Genomic DNA, 15,265 nt, shown 5'->3' with positions numbered 1-15,265 from the left:
CCAAGTATTAAACTCAATGCAGCTTGATGTCCTTTAATGACAGTTGTAACGTTTTTTTATCCCGAAAGTTATTCTCTTCCAGGCAGTAACAAATTGAAAATGGCCTTCCATTGGCGATATCAGGGTAAAACTGGGCCAAGCCAAAACCAACTGCCGTGAATGTCTGAGAGCTATTTTGTTTGACGTCAAACTTAATATGCTTTTCCTTCATTAAGGAGGGCGTACCCACCAGCGTCACATTTCTCGATTCAAAAATGGGCGTCATATTGCCTGGCCCAAATGGTCCCATCTGACGCAGTACATTGTAGAATTTGAGCGTAATCGTTTCAATAGCCAAAAGCATATCAATGTTAATCACCGGTACTAACTGATCCGGCAGCATACGGCTGCTCACAATGTCGTTGAAGCGCGATTTGAACGCTTCGATATTGTGTATAGGTAGAGTCAATCCGGCCGCGAATGTATGTCCACCGTATTGTTCAAGCAGGTCGGCACACTCCTCAATTGCTTCGTACACATCAAATCCGGGAATGGAGCGGGCTGATCCAGCCGCTTTGCCGTGAGATTGCGTTAAAATAATGGTAGGGCGATAGTATTTTTCGATACATCTGCTGGCGACAATTCCGATCACCCCTTTGTGCCAGTCTTCCTTATATAATACGGTACTTTTGGCCTCAGAAAACCAGGTGTCGTTTTCAATCATGGAAAGCGCCTGTTCTGTGATGCTGGTATCGAAGAGCCGACGTTCGCTATTGTGTTTGTTTATTTCCTGTGCAAAATCAAATGCTTCTTCTTCCACTTCTGAAAGTAAGAGTTTGACAGCCTCCCTGGCATGTTTAATCCTTCCCGCAGCATTGATTCTTGGCCCCAAACCAAAAACAACATTTGTAATGTCCAGCTCGCCAGTCATCCCGGCAATTTGGATCAAAGCTTTGAGCCCGACCCTTGGAGACGCATTGAGTTTTTTGAGCCCATAATATGCAAATACCCGGTTTTCACCTGTGATGGGTACAATGTCTGATGCAATGCTGACCACCAGTAAATCGAGAAAATCAAAAAGTATTTCGAGATCAATATCCTCCCTGATGCAGAAGGCCTGTAAAAGTTTAAAGCCGACTCCGCAGCCGGTCAATTCCTTGTAAGGATAAAGACAGTCCTCACGTTTGGGATCTAGTACCGCAACGGCCGCAGGCAATTCATTACCTGGACGGTGGTGATCGCAAATGATGAAGTCGATTCCGTATTCGGCGGCGGCGCTTACTTTATCAACCGACTTTATGCCGCAATCGAGGGTAACGATCAGCTTAAAGCCATTTTGTTGTGCCCATTCAATGCTATGCCAGGATACACCATATCCTTCCTCGTAACGGTCCGGAATGTAATAATCAATGTTGTTGTATATCTTTTTAAGAAATCCGTAGAATAATGCGACAGATGTGGTACCATCCACATCATAATCGCCATAAATCAGGATTTTCTCTCCGGAAGTGATGGCACTGGATAATCTTTGGACTGCCAAATCCATATTCATCATTAGGAAAGGATCGTGGAGGTGTTTGATTTCGGGACGGAAAAAGTTTCTGGATTGCTCAAAATCATGAATGCCCCGCTGAACCAAAAGTGTTGCTAACGAAGGGCTTACTTTCAAAGATTCAGCCAGTTGTCCGGCAGCCTGTTGTTGTTCGGAGGTAAATTCAAGGGCGTGTATCCAGCGTTTTTCAATCATAAGGCAAAGATAATCGGATTACTTCATGCGCCTACCAAAATGTGTATCACCGATTGCGCAATCAGAAAAGCTAATTGAAACGTCTTATCTTTGCAATTAATTAACATACTTTAATATATATGCCCCGCCTTCTCGCAATTGATTATGGAGCAAAGCGCAGTGGAATTGCAGTTACTGATCCTCTTCAGATTATAGCGACGGCATTAGAAGCAGTTCGTACGCATGACCTTCTGGATTTTTTGAAAAAATACACCAGCCAGGAAGACGTTAAAACCTTCATTATTGGGATGCCGAAACGTATGGATAACACAGCCAGCGAAAATGCAGACCGGGTAATAGCTTTTGTAAAGCAATTAAAGAAAGCATTTCCGGAAATTCCGGTTCACACCCATGACGAGCGCTTCACATCATCCATCGCACTTCAATCCATGATTGCCGCGGGATCAAAAAAAAGTGACAGAAGAGAAAAAGGTAACATTGACAAGATAAGCGCTACCATTATTCTCCAGTCCTACATGGAAAGCATAGGATAGCAGAATATTTTAAACATTACCAAACGAATAAAAGGTCTCAGTAAAATGATTTATCCCATAGTTGCCTACGGCGATCCGATTCTAAGAAAGCCAACCAAATTCATTGAAAAAGATGAACTAGACCTTAAAAAGCTTTCCGAGGATATGTTCGACACCATGCACGCGGCCAATGGCGTAGGACTCGCCGCCCCTCAGATTGGAATGACTGTCAGAATATTTGTAGTGGACGGAACACCATTTAGTGAAAAGGATGATGATGAAGACGATGAGCCAGACTTATCACTTGTTGATTTCAAAAAGGCCTTCATTAACCCTGAAATATTGGAAGAAAAAGGAGAAGAATGGGCCTTCGAAGAGGGTTGTTTGAGCATTCCAGGTATACGAGGAGATGTTTACCGGCCGGCAACTCTGAAAATCCGGTACCGTGATATAGAATGGAATGAATTCGAAGAAGAGTATTCAGGAATGGCCGCCAGGATTATCCAGCATGAATATGACCATTTATTGGGCAAATTGTTTGTTGATTATTTACCCACATTGAAAAAACAGTTTATCAAGAAAAAACTCACCGACATATCCAAAGGTAATGTTGATGCGGATTATAGAATGCGTTTTCCAAGCCGTAAATAATGTCCCTCAGCGCAGGTAATTTCAATTTCAAAATGCAAGAACAGGAATCAGAATTATCGGTTACCTTGATCCAGACAGATTTGTCATGGGAGGATGTGACCGCTAACCTGTCTTCGCTGGAAGAGAAAATCGCATCGCTCAATGAACCTGCCGATATCATTGTGCTTCCAGAAATGTTTAATTCTGGATTCACAATGAATACCGATTTAGCTGAGCCAATGAATTTGACTACAACCCGGTGGATGAAGCAAATGGCAGCGACGACCGGCGCGCTGCTGATTGGAAGTTTTGCTGTTAAAGAGAGCGGCAATTTCTATAACAGGCTGCTTTGTGTAAGGCCAGATGGCAGCTTAGTTCATACCGACAAACGCCACCTTTTTAGTATCGGAAATGAGCATCACACCTACACTGCGGGAAAAGAACGGTTAATGCTGACCTGGAAAGGCTGGAAAATTTGTCCATTAATATGTTATGATCTCCGGTTTCCGGTTTGGAGCAGGAACTCTATTTCCAACCCTTATGATCTATTAATATATGTTGCAAATTGGCCTGCAAGAAGAACGCATGCGTGGAACACATTGCTTAAGGCGAGGGCAATTGAAAATCAATCTTATGTGGTTGGTGTCAACAGGATAGGTAAGGATGGCAATAATCTGGATTACCAAGGAGATTCTGCTGTTCTCGATTTTTTGGGCGAACCATTAGTTATGCTTTTCGATGGGGAGACGGAGAAGACAGTCAGGCTTTCAAAACAGGAACTTGAAGATTATCGAAAGGCCTTCCCAGCATTATCTGATGGTGATTTTTTTGATTTAAGATAAAGGCCTTCTATTAGTCCTCAATACTTATTCAATCACTTTCGGAACCATTATATAGGTCTCATTTTTTGAAGGGGCATTCGTTATGGCCTCTCGTCTGCTCAATGTATTCAACCCTTGATCCTCCCGCCAGTTGTTAACTTCATCCATGATGTGCGTAAGTGGTTCGACATTCTCTGTATCGATCTCATTCAATTGATCCATCCAGGTTAGCACAGAATCCATACTGTGCAGAAGTGCTTCTTCTTCACTTGCACTGATTTCAAGCCGCGCCAAATGGGCAATTTTTCTGAGCGATTCAGCATCAATTTTCATTTTAAGAATTTGTTAAGTTAGCTCGAGCCTGTGTTTCTACTAGCAAAATTAGGTGATTTTTGCAGATCAGTCCGCGAATGCGGGAAAATCAGGTCAATTGGATCAGGTTTTCGGCACATTCGGTTGCTAATGCCTACCTGACGTTTTAAGACAAATGCCAAGCATTGTACCAAGAATGATGGTCTGATGTTGAAAATTGTTGTTTAGACACATAGTAGGAGAAAAATAATATTTGCTTTTCTACTGGATTCCTGAAATTTTTTGAAATACAAACGGAGGCTTTTAGAAACATGCATATTGAGTTTGACGCATAGAGTACAATTTTCTATGCTTTACGATAGACTTGATATTTACTTCTGAATCAGCATTAAACTAGGATTTACTAGTAAATATTCCAATATCAAATTCTTCAAAATATGCAATTTACGAGCGTAATGTGAAAAGATCTGGGAAAAAATCTGACGAAAGCCTTGCTTTTTTTTAAAAGGAAATCTCATACTTTTGTAGAAGTCGGTAAATCAAAAAGGCAATCGAAATTTTATTTTACCAAAACCAGTTTTAACCAAAAGTTTTATTTAATTCACAACCAAAATCTCAATTTAACCTTTAAAAGTAAGTCTGATGGAAAAGAAAGCTACAAGTCCGGCACCAGCTCCAAAGCCTGCTGCGGCAGAAACAAAAGGCAAAGGCGGTTTGAACCCGGCATTGGTAATCCCTCTACTATTTGCAATTGCATTATGTGTTTACATTTTCGTTTTGGGAGCGCCCGAACACTTTAAAGATGGAGATCACGCAAAAGGCCCAATCGATGGAGATTACTATGGAATCGTCTACAAAGGAGGACCTATTGTACCAATTTTGATGACATGTTTTCTGATCGTATTAACCTTCACAATTGAACGTTTGATTACTTTGAACAAAGCGAGCGGATCAGGCAGCATTGATTCATTTGTACGGAAGCTGAGAAGCCTTCTTGATAAAAACCAAATCGACGAGGCAATTAAAGAATGTGACAGACAAAAAGGATCTGTTGGTAATGTAGTAAAAGCAGGCCTTTTAAAATATAAGCAGTTAACTACTGAGACTGCACTTGACAAAGAACAAAAGCTAGCTGCTCTTCAGAAAGAAATTGAAGAAGCTACTACACTTGAACTTCCAATGCTTCAGAAAAACCTTACCATTATCGCAACACTTGCTGGTGCTTCAACACTTTTGGCACTTCTTGGAACGGTAATTGGTATGATCAAAGCATTTGCTGCACTAGGTACATCAGGTTCTCCTGACTCGGCTGCTCTCGCAACTGGTATCTCTGAAGCCCTTATCAATACCGCGTTAGGTATCGGTACTTCTGCTATTGCGACCATTTCCTATGCATATTTGAACAGCCGTGTTGACGACCTTACTTACAGCATTGATGAGATCGGCATGAGCCTTCAATCAAATTTCGCAGCTCATTATTAATTAGTTTTCTAGTTTATGAACTATTTAATGTACAAGTTTCGTTAATATACAAAAAACTTATATATTTGTTATGGCAAAAGTAAGACCTAAGAAGCACGCCCCGCATACGGATATGACAGCGATGACCGACGTTGCGTTCTTACTTCTGACATTCTTCATTATGACGGCGACTTTCAAGTCGAATGAAGCAGAGATAACAACTCCTTCTTCGATTTCACAGATAAAGGTTCCGGATGATGACATTATGATCATTAGTATTGACAAAGCAGGCAAAGTTTTCTTTGGGGTAGATGCCAAACCGGTTCGGGCAGCAATGCTTGATAACATTGGACAGGCTAAGGGGATCACTTTTACTGAAATGGAAAAGTCAAAATTTGCTCTTCAAACTAGTTTTGGATTTCCCCTTAATCAGTTGAAACCTTGGTTGAATATGACAAAGGAGCAAATGCCGAACGTTAAACAGCCAGGTATTCCTGTGGATTCAACAGGTGCTAGTGAATTGGCTGACTGGGTATATGCGGCGCGTAAGGCTAACAATCAGTTGAGAATTGCTTTAAAAGGAGATAACCTTTCAAAGTTCCCGGTTTTCAAAGATGTATTGTCAAACTTGCAGTCACAAAATATCAACAAGTTTAACTTGATCACAGGTAGCGAACAGGCTCCTGCGGGTTATACAAATGAATAATGTTACAAATGGTATCATTTTAATTTTAAGAAAAAATGGCAGCAATTGAAGAATCGGGTGATGGGCATGGCAAAGGCGACGGTAAGGTTCGGGCCAAGAAAATGTCTACCCGTGTCGATATGACTCCAATGGTGGACTTAGGATTTTTGCTCATTACCTTTTTTATGCTTGCGACAACCATGTCAAAACCCACGTCTATGACGCTGGCGGTGCCTGACAAGACGGATGAGGAAGATCAGGAGAAGACAGAACCTTTAAAAGCATCCAAAGTTTTAACCCTTTTCATGGGTTCTAATGATGATGTATACTATCTGGACGGTGTTGCCGCAGATGATGATAAGGCAAAGGAATTATTGAAAACTACCCGTTACGGTTTTGATCTGAGAAGCGTAATTTTTGCTTCGGCAAAGCGGATTAATGCAGCAAACCCGAAGGATGAAAAAGGCAATGAACCCTTTGTGGTAGTAATCAAACCTACTCCAGTGTCAACTTACAAGAATATGGTTGACGTCCTTGACGAAATGGCAATTACCAAATCAAAACGGTATGCGCTCGTTGAAAGTCTTACAGACTCGGAAAAAGGGCTGTTGGGGGATAAAATCATTCCAAAAAATTAATTTTTAATCAAAAACTATCAAAGCGCCATGGCAGAAATGAGCCCGAATGCAACACTTGATGATATAGTGTTTGCCGATCGTAACAAGGCGTACGGTGCATTTGAACTTCGTAGAGGATATCGAGCAGATGTTACGAAGGCCACTTTGATCGGAGCTGCTCTTTTTGTACTTGCTATGTTTACGCCGTCGATCATTAACCGATTGACTGCTGGCGAGGAGAAAGAAGAACTGATGGTTGAAGTGGATTTAATGAAAATACCACCGCCGCCAATTGATCCGGCAGAACCACCGCCGCCGCCACCGCCACCTATCGAGCAGCCAAAGGTGAATACGGTAAAGTTCTTACCTCCCGAGGTTAAGAAAGATGAGGAAGTACCTGAAGAGGTTCCGCCACCAACAGTTGAAGAAATTAAGGAAGCTGTTGTTGCTGATAAGACCGTGGAAGGTGATCCCAATGCGAATGAGATTATCGTTGCTCCCGAAGCTGTTGCTGCCCCAAGTAAAGGTACAGTGGTTGAGGCGGCTCCGGAACCTGAAAAGGTTTTTACAGTTGTTGAGCAACAACCTGAGTTTCCAGGTGGTACCGCAGAAATGTACAAATACTTAAACAAGAACATTAAGTATCCAAGTGCAGCTTCTCGTGCCAATGTTTCCGGACGGGTATTTATGTCATTCGTTGTGAATATTGATGGAAGTATCCAGGATGTAGCAGTTCTGAAAGGATTGGGTTTTGGTTGCGATGAAGAAGCTATGCGTGTTGTGAAAGCAATGCCGAAGTGGAAACCAGGTAAGCAGTCTGGCCGCGCAGTTCGTGTTAAGTACAATCTACCAATCAATTTCCAGTTAGAGTAACTCATGAGGGAAAAACCATTGCATGAGAAGATCGGTGATCTAACCTCTGTGTTAATGGCTCTGACATACATAGGAGGAGGGGTCTTTTTGATCTTCTCCTCCTTGTCTTTTAGATTGTTTCCCATAGGCAGTTTACCGCGTTACGCCTTCGCTGGCACACTTATTTTGTATGGAGGGTATCGGGGTTATAGGGTTTGGAGAAGAAGAAACCGAAATGAGTTATGAAATTTATTGCGACATGCCTTTGGTTTGCAGTATTGTTGGTGGTAAGCTTGTTAGGATGTGATTCTTCAAGTACTAGTTTAGACAATCCAAGGCAGGGTACTATTACAATAGCGTCGGATGAGTCCTTCAAACCGCTGGTAAATGCTCTGACAAATGCTTATGAAGGGATTTACCCCAATGCGCATTTCAAAGTTGATTATAAGCCGGAGCAGGAGTCCATCCGGCAATTGTTGAATGATAGCGCCCGGATTATTTTCTCAACCCGACAGCTGAATGATAAGGAACTGGCAATTATAAAAGATCAAAAAGGAAGTTATAAGTTCCAGCATATTGCGACAGATGGACTTGCTTTGGTAACAAGCAAGGCAAATACAGACAGCCTTATTACAATGTCTGAAATTCAGGCAATGCTGGAGGGAAAAATTACAGATTGGTCGCAATTGAAGGATGGAAATCAGAAAGGGTTGATTACGCTGGTTTTTGACAATGCTAATGCCAGTAATCTGAATTACATCCTTCATAAGTTCGGGATTACCAACATTAACGGGCTGCGTATTATATCAGCCGGTTCAAATGAAAATGTGATTAAGGATGTAAGAAAAGATCCGCTTCATTTGGGATTTATTGGCGTTAATTGGATTAGTGACGGGCATTCGCTTGCTTCCGAGGAGTTATCAAAAGGTATAAATGTTCTTGGTGTAGCTAAAAAGGTGAAACCTGATTCGTTATCTGATTACATACAACCATTCCAAGGAGGCCTTGAATTCAAGCGGTATCCACTATTTCGCGACCTTTATATTGTTAGTCGCGAGGGATATTCAGGATTAGGAGGAGGATTAATGACGTATATAGCAAGAGACGTAGGTGGCCTTATCATCCAAAAGATGGGGCTCCTTCCAACGGTACCCTACCCACGTGAGATTGAAATTACCACAGGGAAGGATTTTTAACTTGAACAATTGGATAGATTTGGAATTTGTTATTGAAAAGCCAAATTTTTTATCATTATTTTAACCCGGTAAAAAATGAACAGAAACATGAAGATGAAATTAGTAGCACTTGTGATTGGTTTATTGACGGTTGTCAATGTTCAGGCACAGACAACACAGGATGGCTTGGCTTTGATACACGGAGAACGGTACAATGAAGCGGGTGAACTATTCAAAAAGCTGTCAACGGGTACTCCGTCGGCAGATAACCAATACTATCTTGGTTATTACTATATAAAGGCAAATCAATTGGATGAGGCTCAAAAGGCTTTTGAAAAAGGTATTCAGCTTGACGAAAAATCATATTTGAATCAAGTTGGTTTAGGAACCGTTGCACTTGGAAAAGGCGATAGAGCCAAAGCGAAAGAATTGTTTGACGTTGCTGAGAAAAAGAAAGGCAAGGATGCTGAAGTACTTTTTAGGATTGGTGAAGCTTACACGCTTTTCGAAAAGACAAATGATCCTGCGGAAGCGATCAGGTTGCTCGATTTGGCTGTAAAAAGGGATAAAAATCTCGCTGATGCCTATCTTGCAAAAGGGGATGCATTAATGCTTAGAAATGAAGGAGGTAATGCAGTAACTGCTTACGAATATGCCTTGACAGCAAAACCAAACTATGCAGCAGCACACAATGCCGTTGGACAGATTTACCTTAGGGGTAAAAATTATAACCTTGCGTTAGAAAATTATAAGAAAGCAATCGAAGCTGATCCTAATTTCGCTCCTGCTTATAAGGATTTGGCCGAGTTGTACTTTTTCGCTCAAAAATATAAGCAAGCTGCTGAAAACTTCGATTTATTCATTCAGAAAAGTGGAACAACTGATCCTGAAATGAAGTTGCGTGCCGCGCAATTTGCGTTCACGGCGGACGATTATCCAAAATCATTGCAATTATTGGAAGAAATAAAAGGTAAGATTAATAATCCAATCACCTTGAGAATGTATGGTTGGTCATATTTCAAACAAAACGATCCTGATAGAGCGATTGAAAATTTGAATGAATTCATGAAAGTAGCGCCGGATAAGATCATCGGAGACGACTACAAGTATCTTGGACGTGCTTACAATCAAAAAGTAACTGATGGAAAAGGATATGATTCCACTGGTGTGCTGTACATCTTGAAGGGTGCGGATTTAGATACAAGCAAGACAGAGGCTTCCAACACATACAAAGAGGTTGCTGCCTTGTATTACGCTGCAAAAGATTTCCCGAATGCTGCCATGACATACAGCAAGGGTATTTCCCTGGATACAGCCAAGGCAAGTGCGAATGATTACTATTATACTGGTCTATCCAATTTCCAAATGGCATCAAGTCTAAACGTGCCCACGGCAGCAGACTCTAATTATGCGGACAGCGCCAATATTGCAATGAATAAGAAGGCTTTGTATTTGAAAGCCGATTCTATCTTTGCGACCGTTACACAGAAACTTCCGGAGTGGCCATACGGATATTATTGGAGAGCTAGTACATTATATAACGCATACGACAGACAGGAAAATGTAGACAAGGGTATTTCTGCTCCGTACTATCAGAAGTTAACTGAATTAGCGGAACTAGACCCGGATCCATCCAAATACAAGTCATATTTGAAGTTGGCATATAGTTATCTGGCTTTTTATACTCAAACAACTTTAAAAGATCAGGCGAAGGCGAAGGAGTATTGGGAGAAACTATTGAAAGTGGATCCGGACAATGTAGCAGCGAAGGAGGCATTAGGCATGGCAGTGGCACCTGCTGCGCAACCAGCAGCAACATCGGCAGCTTCCAAACCAACCGCAAAGGCAAAGGGAGCAGCACCGAAGAAAAAATAATTAAGACTTGTTGATAAGCCAAAAGGCCGCCCGAATTTCGGACGGCCTTTTGGCTTTATATAACACTTAAATTTTTAGAAAGACGAGAGACGTGCAAAGCAGGTATTTAAAACAGGCAAATGTATTGTAGCGTAGTGATCATAGCACCATTGTCTTAAACGTTTTACCTCGGCCGGCATCAACATACGAATCGCTTTTCTCAATTCTTTCTCAAATAATCTGCGGTCGAAGCTAACTTTTTGCAGAATAATTTTTATGTATTCAAGCATCGAGGCCATAGTATTATGTAGTTTTGTGGTTTAGGGAAGTTTAAGTGATTGGATCATTCGGGTTGGGTGAGATTACGCCAAATCCTAATAAAGTTAACGAAAATATTTAATGAAATTATATGCATTATTAAATATTATCTTGTGTTTTTCTGGTATAGTTTATGCCCAAGAATTTAATGATGAAGCTTCTATTGAAATCGGATCCAAAAATCTTTCCCTTGAACAACCATTCCTCATTTCTGTTGTTATAAGAGATGCAGAAAACAGACCTTCCATCATATTTCCCGACATAAAGGATCTCGAAAAGAGGAGCAAGTCGGGTACAAGTTCCATGAGTACTGTTGATGGCAAGAAAGTAGTGATCCAGACGATCACACAGGAGTATTACGCTTCAAAAGCGGGGAATTATCTCATACCCGAGTTTACAATCAATGTCAATGGACAACGCCTTTACGCCAATGAAACAATTGTCATATTTTCCTTGGGAGCCGCCTTTGCCGACGGATCATTAGAGGGTAATACCGAGGCACTGGAAGCAGAAGTCGATGATATTGGAGACGGGATCTTTCTTTCTGTCCAGACTGATAAAAAGTCGGCTTATATTCGGGAAGGGTTTGCGGTGAGAATCTCGCTTTACATAGCAGAAAATGCACCTGTTCGGATGGAGTTTTACAGGTTCAACGAGCAACTCCAATCCATACTTAAAGTGTTGCGACCCATTAATTGCTGGGAAGAGAATGTCGGGATTGAAGAAATTGTAAATAGAAAAGTGACTATAAGAGGGAGACGTTATTCCGAATACAATATGTATCAGGCGAGATTGTTTCCACTCACATCGGAAGACATTTTATTTCCATCTGTAAAATTGGATATGCTTGTGACGGACAATGCCATGACGGTAAATGTGGATAAGAAAATCGTTAAAGCCTTTCGTTCAAAACCTATCCGTATTGCTGTAAAGCAACTGCCCGACCACCCATTACGGGACCAGGTAGCCGTCGGCCAATATAGTTTGAAAGAAAAATTATCTGCCGAGCTGGTTTACCCGGGTGAAAGCATCCGCTATATGTTCAAAGTGGAGGGTATGGGTAACATTACCGCAATCCCTGCACCGGTTATTGTCGCTAACTCCTATTTTGATATCTATCCTCCTGAAGTCAGTCAGGTCGTCAAAAGGAGCTTTCAGAATGTGATCGGGGAAAAGACATTTGATTACTTTATCGTCCCGAGAAAGGACGGTACTTTTCCGCTTGGAAGGTACTTTCAATGGATCTATTTTGACTCGCAAACAGAAAAATACGATACCCTGAGATCAGGAAAATCTTTAAAAGTAGAAGGAGAGGATTACAGACTGGCAAATTTATCATTGAGTGGGTCAGCGGGGCTGTACGACAATTTAGAAAGTCAGGATAGTAGCCGTGAAAGCTTTGATTATAAGCAAATTTTAAAGGATGCTACCAACGCCATTGTGATCATATTGCTGATTATAATGTTTTGGGTTTTTAGAAAATAAATTCATGGGAAGTACATACGGAAAAATATTCAGGATCTCGACGTTTGGCGAGTCGCATGGGGCAGGAATTGGTGTGGTCATTGATGGCTGTCCGTCAGGACTTGATTTTGATCCCGACTTCATCCAGAGTGAGCTGACAAGACGCAAGCCAGGCCAATCGCGGATCACCACGCAACGCAGAGAAGCAGATGAGTTTGAAGTTTTATCGGGGGTTTTTGAAGGTAAGACTACCGGAACACCCATCGCGCTGATCATTCGCAATGAGGACCAGCGTAGCAAAGATTACGCGCACATTGCAGCGCAATTCAGGCCATCACACGCAGATTATACCTATCAGATTAAGTATGGGATTCGCGATTATCGCGGAGGAGGTCGCAGTTCGGCTCGTGAAACAGCAGCAAGAGTTGCGGCAGGGGCTATCGCCAAAACGCTCCTAAAAAGTTTGGGAGTAACTGTCCAGGCTTATGTCTCTCAGGTGGGAAATTTAAAGCTGCAACAGGAATATGGAACGCTTGATCTCTCGCAAACCGAGAACAACGACGTACGTTGTCCTGACCCAATGATGGCGCAGCAAATGTTTGATTACATTGATGGCATTCGCAAGCAGGGTGATTCGGTTGGCGGTGTGGTAAGTTGTGTTATCAAGGGTACACCCGCAGGATGGGGAGAGCCAGTATTTGACAAAATGCATGCAGAGCTCGGAAAAGCAATGCTAAGTATTAATGCGGTAAAAGGTTTCGAATACGGAAGCGGCTTTGATGGGGTTGCATTATTGGGGTCTCAGCACAATGATGCATTTTTTAAGGATGAGGCGGGTTCAGTTCATACCCGTACCAATCACTCGGGAGGGATACAAGGGGGTATTTCTAATGGAGAGGACATTTATTTCAGGGTTGCGTTCAAGCCGGTGGCTACCATCATGCAGGATCAGGAGAGTGTAGATCAAAATGGCAATGTTGCTATTGTACAGGGAAAAGGGCGGCACGATCCATGTGTTGTACCTAGGGCGGTACCGATTGTTGAAGCCATGGCAGCGATTGTCCTGGCAGACTTTTATTTGAGAAATAAGGCGAGCAAGATTTAATGGAACTTGATCAAAGTTTATGCTTATTACGCCTTTGATTGAGACTCAGAACCAGCCATATCGTGCCTAAGAATTCAATAGCAAGGCCTGTCAAAATAATAGGATTGCTTATTTGGGTTTTAGATGAATTTAAGAACGATCCGATGGCCAGTATCACCATACCAGCCAGTAAAATCAGTACAGCATTTTGTAAGCTTAGTTTCACTGACTATACCGTTGGTTCAACAATAGTCTTATTTCAGAAAGTTATCCGTATCGAATATAAATATTCCCTGCCGAAAATGCTATTATGCCAATTAGGTATTTGCTTTTGGCGGAAAGTTTCAAATAAAAAAAGGCTCCCTGGGAGCCTTTTTTTATTCTCTTTATTACAGGTCAGATTACCTGAGTTTTTCCAGGAACAGCGACGGGATATAAACCGTCGGGGCCGGGAAGAATCTTTGGAGAAGCGTCCCACGCAAGTTTGTCAGGGAACAAATTGATATCTGAATTCAATGCCTCATCCCACTTAATCATTTTGCCCGAATAAGTTGCCATACGGCCCATGATTGATGTCATGGTACTCTTCGCACCGTTTTCAGCGTCAGCAAATTTATATTCGCCTTTTGCAATGGCTGCAAATAATTCATCGTGTTCAACCTGATATGGATTTTTATCTCCCTTATCATCATGTTGATACAGAACGCCACCCTTATAATCTTTCAGGATTGTTTTTTTGCCATCAAAACTATCTATACGCCCTTTTGTTCCCACAAAAGCTTCGTCGACCCTGTTCCAGGTGCCTTCAAACTGGCGGCATTGACTTGAAATAACAGTTCCGTCAGCATAAACAAGATCCAATGTATGGTGATCGAAAATCTCACCGTAAGCCTTTCCTGTACGTACCTGGCGTCCGCCTGAACCTTGAATGGTTACAGGATAACCCTTTTTAACCCAATTAGCTACATCGATATTGTGAACATGTTGCTCAGAGATATGGTCACCGCATAGCCAATTGAAATAGTACCAGTTTCTCATTTGATATTCCATTTCCGTTTGATTTGGCTGACGTTCCTTCATCCAGGGGCTGCTGCCAACCCAATAAACCTGACCACCAACGATATCACCCAAAGCGCCATCATGAATACGTTTGATCGCCTCGCGATAGTTGGCCTGATAATGACGCTGTAAACCAACTACCACATTCAACTTCTTTTTCTTTGCTTCTTCCGCGATTTCCAACACTTTGCGAATCCCCGGAGCGTCGGTAGCAACCGGTTTTTCCATAAAGATATGTTTATCATTTTTCACAGCTTCTTCAAAATGCCATGGGCGGAAGCCGGGAGGAGTTGCCAGGATGACTACATCTACATCTTTCAGCGCAATAGCCTTTTTAAATGCGTCGAATCCAACAAATTTGCGGTCGTCAGGAACGTCAATTTTTGTTTTAATATCTACAATCGCTCCTGCTGCATCTTTATATTTCTTTGTGGTCAGAATTTTGTAAGCTTCGTCCAGATTATCTTTAAAAGCGTCGGCCATTGCGACGATCTGCACGTTTTGAGAAGTGCTTAGGGCTTGTGCCGCCGCACCTCTGCCTCTGCCTCCGCAACCGATCAGCGCAACCTTAATTGTCTCGTCTACCGAACTATTAAAGCCATATCCGCTCAGCGGATTTAGCATAGCACCACCTGCAATTAAGCTGGATGCTTTTAAAAAATTGCGTCTATTTTGTTCCATTATCTTATTCGTTA

At 42.0% G+C, this 15,265-nt stretch carries 15 protein-coding genes; 11 read left to right on the top strand and 4 right to left on the bottom strand.

Features of this window, described 5'->3' with window-relative positions:
* Positions 1-13 precede the first annotated feature (13 nt).
* Positions 14-1,726 carry a single-stranded-DNA-specific exonuclease RecJ gene (gene recJ / locus FHS68_RS23515; protein WP_167275750.1) on the bottom strand — a complete coding sequence of 571 codons (1,713 nt, stop codon included), beginning with the start codon at positions 1,724-1,726 and terminating at the stop codon, positions 14-16.
* Positions 1,727-1,845: 119 nt separating this feature from the next.
* On the opposite strand from recJ, the gene ruvX reads away from it, so the two are divergent.
* Genes ruvX through FHS68_RS23500 form a run of 3 tightly spaced genes read left to right on the top strand, consistent with a single transcriptional unit; the run spans position 1,846 to position 3,710 of the window.
* Positions 1,846-2,259, top strand: a complete 414-nt coding sequence (ruvX, locus tag FHS68_RS23510) for a Holliday junction resolvase RuvX (protein WP_167275747.1) — start codon at positions 1,846-1,848, stop codon at positions 2,257-2,259.
* Between the two features lie 45 nt (positions 2,260-2,304).
* The gene (def, locus tag FHS68_RS23505) at positions 2,305-2,889 is read left to right on the top strand and encodes a peptide deformylase (protein WP_167275745.1); all 585 of its coding nucleotides are present in this window, start codon (positions 2,305-2,307) and stop codon (positions 2,887-2,889) included.
* On the top strand, positions 2,889-3,710 hold the full coding sequence (locus FHS68_RS23500) for an amidohydrolase (RefSeq protein WP_229212037.1): 822 nt from the start codon (positions 2,889-2,891) through the stop codon (positions 3,708-3,710). The genes def and FHS68_RS23500 overlap by 1 nt, the downstream gene beginning before the upstream one ends.
* A gap of 24 nt (positions 3,711-3,734) precedes the next feature.
* Here the strand turns inward: FHS68_RS23500 and gatC are convergent, their stop codons facing one another.
* Positions 3,735-4,022, bottom strand: a complete 288-nt coding sequence (gene gatC / locus FHS68_RS23495; protein WP_167275742.1) for an Asp-tRNA(Asn)/Glu-tRNA(Gln) amidotransferase subunit GatC — start codon at positions 4,020-4,022, stop codon at positions 3,735-3,737.
* 621 nt (positions 4,023-4,643) lie between these two features.
* On the opposite strand from gatC, the gene FHS68_RS23490 reads away from it, so the two are divergent.
* The 6 genes from FHS68_RS23490 to FHS68_RS23460 all read left to right on the top strand — a co-directional run bounded on the left by FHS68_RS23490 (position 4,644) and on the right by FHS68_RS23460 (position 10,666).
* A complete protein-coding gene (locus tag FHS68_RS23490; protein ID WP_167275739.1) occupies positions 4,644-5,483 on the top strand; it encodes a MotA/TolQ/ExbB proton channel family protein in 840 nt (279 codons plus the stop codon).
* 70 nt (positions 5,484-5,553) lie between these two features.
* Positions 5,554-6,168, top strand: a complete 615-nt coding sequence (locus FHS68_RS23485; protein WP_167275737.1) for an ExbD/TolR family protein — start codon at positions 5,554-5,556, stop codon at positions 6,166-6,168.
* A 35-nt stretch (positions 6,169-6,203) separates the two neighbouring features.
* A complete protein-coding gene (locus FHS68_RS23480; RefSeq protein WP_167275734.1) occupies positions 6,204-6,785 on the top strand; it encodes an ExbD/TolR family protein in 582 nt (193 codons plus the stop codon).
* A 27-nt stretch (positions 6,786-6,812) separates the two neighbouring features.
* The gene (locus FHS68_RS23475; RefSeq protein WP_167275732.1) at positions 6,813-7,637 is read left to right on the top strand and encodes an energy transducer TonB; all 825 of its coding nucleotides are present in this window, start codon (positions 6,813-6,815) and stop codon (positions 7,635-7,637) included.
* Positions 7,638-7,858: 221 nt separating this feature from the next.
* The gene (locus FHS68_RS23465) at positions 7,859-8,812 is read left to right on the top strand and encodes a substrate-binding domain-containing protein (RefSeq protein WP_208408412.1); all 954 of its coding nucleotides are present in this window, start codon (positions 7,859-7,861) and stop codon (positions 8,810-8,812) included.
* A 75-nt stretch (positions 8,813-8,887) separates the two neighbouring features.
* Entirely contained in the window at positions 8,888-10,666 is a 1,779-nt protein-coding gene (locus FHS68_RS23460) for a tetratricopeptide repeat protein (RefSeq protein WP_167275727.1), read from the top strand.
* Positions 10,667-10,740: 74 nt separating this feature from the next.
* Here FHS68_RS23460 and FHS68_RS26505 read toward each other — a convergent pair whose 3' ends face one another.
* Positions 10,741-10,944: a hypothetical protein gene (locus tag FHS68_RS26505; protein WP_229212036.1), complete on the bottom strand. Its 204-nt coding sequence runs from the start codon at positions 10,942-10,944 to the stop codon at positions 10,741-10,743.
* Between the two features lie 100 nt (positions 10,945-11,044).
* On the opposite strand from FHS68_RS26505, the gene FHS68_RS23455 reads away from it, so the two are divergent.
* A complete protein-coding gene (locus FHS68_RS23455; protein WP_167275724.1) occupies positions 11,045-12,448 on the top strand; it encodes a BatD family protein in 1,404 nt (467 codons plus the stop codon).
* A gap of 4 nt (positions 12,449-12,452) precedes the next feature.
* Positions 12,453-13,532, top strand: a complete 1,080-nt coding sequence (aroC, locus tag FHS68_RS23450) for a chorismate synthase (RefSeq protein ID WP_167275722.1) — start codon at positions 12,453-12,455, stop codon at positions 13,530-13,532.
* A 375-nt stretch (positions 13,533-13,907) separates the two neighbouring features.
* On the opposite strand, the gene FHS68_RS23445 is transcribed toward aroC, so the two are convergent.
* Positions 13,908-15,251, bottom strand: coding sequence for a Gfo/Idh/MocA family protein (locus FHS68_RS23445; RefSeq protein ID WP_167275719.1), 1,344 nt, complete (start codon positions 15,249-15,251; stop codon positions 13,908-13,910).
* Positions 15,252-15,265 lie beyond the last annotated feature (14 nt).

The organism is Dyadobacter arcticus, from assembly GCF_011762185.1.
GTDB classification, from domain to species: Bacteria; Bacteroidota; Bacteroidia; order Cytophagales; family Spirosomataceae; genus Dyadobacter; species Dyadobacter arcticus.
Note: the sequence above shows the minus strand (reverse complement) of the source record. Positions and strands in the feature narration are given on the sequence as shown.

Excerpts from the sequence above, each read along its gene's own strand:
- def (WP_167275745.1), top strand. The coding sequence starts at position 2,305 with ATGATTTATCCCATAGTTGCCTACGGCGATCCGATTCTAAGAAAGCCA.
- FHS68_RS23455 (WP_167275724.1), top strand. The coding sequence starts at position 11,045 with ATGAAATTATATGCATTATTAAATATTATCTTGTGTTTTTCTGGTATA.
- gatC (WP_167275742.1), bottom strand. The coding sequence starts at position 4,022 with ATGAAAATTGATGCTGAATCGCTCAGAAAAATTGCCCATTTGGCGCGG.
- FHS68_RS23465 (WP_208408412.1), top strand. The coding sequence starts at position 7,859 with ATGAAATTTATTGCGACATGCCTTTGGTTTGCAGTATTGTTGGTGGTA.
- FHS68_RS23485 (WP_167275737.1), top strand. The coding sequence starts at position 5,554 with ATGGCAAAAGTAAGACCTAAGAAGCACGCCCCGCATACGGATATGACA.
- aroC (WP_167275722.1), top strand. The coding sequence starts at position 12,453 with ATGGGAAGTACATACGGAAAAATATTCAGGATCTCGACGTTTGGCGAG.
- FHS68_RS23480 (WP_167275734.1), top strand. The coding sequence starts at position 6,204 with ATGGCAGCAATTGAAGAATCGGGTGATGGGCATGGCAAAGGCGACGGT.
- FHS68_RS23475 (WP_167275732.1), top strand. The coding sequence starts at position 6,813 with ATGGCAGAAATGAGCCCGAATGCAACACTTGATGATATAGTGTTTGCC.
- FHS68_RS23445 (WP_167275719.1), bottom strand. The coding sequence starts at position 15,251 with ATGGAACAAAATAGACGCAATTTTTTAAAAGCATCCAGCTTAATTGCA.
- FHS68_RS23460 (WP_167275727.1), top strand. The coding sequence starts at position 8,888 with ATGAACAGAAACATGAAGATGAAATTAGTAGCACTTGTGATTGGTTTA.
- recJ (WP_167275750.1), bottom strand. The coding sequence starts at position 1,726 with ATGATTGAAAAACGCTGGATACACGCCCTTGAATTTACCTCCGAACAA.
- FHS68_RS26505 (WP_229212036.1), bottom strand. The coding sequence starts at position 10,944 with ATGGCCTCGATGCTTGAATACATAAAAATTATTCTGCAAAAAGTTAGC.
- ruvX (WP_167275747.1), top strand. The coding sequence starts at position 1,846 with ATGCCCCGCCTTCTCGCAATTGATTATGGAGCAAAGCGCAGTGGAATT.
- FHS68_RS23500 (WP_229212037.1), top strand. The coding sequence starts at position 2,889 with ATGTCCCTCAGCGCAGGTAATTTCAATTTCAAAATGCAAGAACAGGAA.
- FHS68_RS23490 (WP_167275739.1), top strand. The coding sequence starts at position 4,644 with ATGGAAAAGAAAGCTACAAGTCCGGCACCAGCTCCAAAGCCTGCTGCG.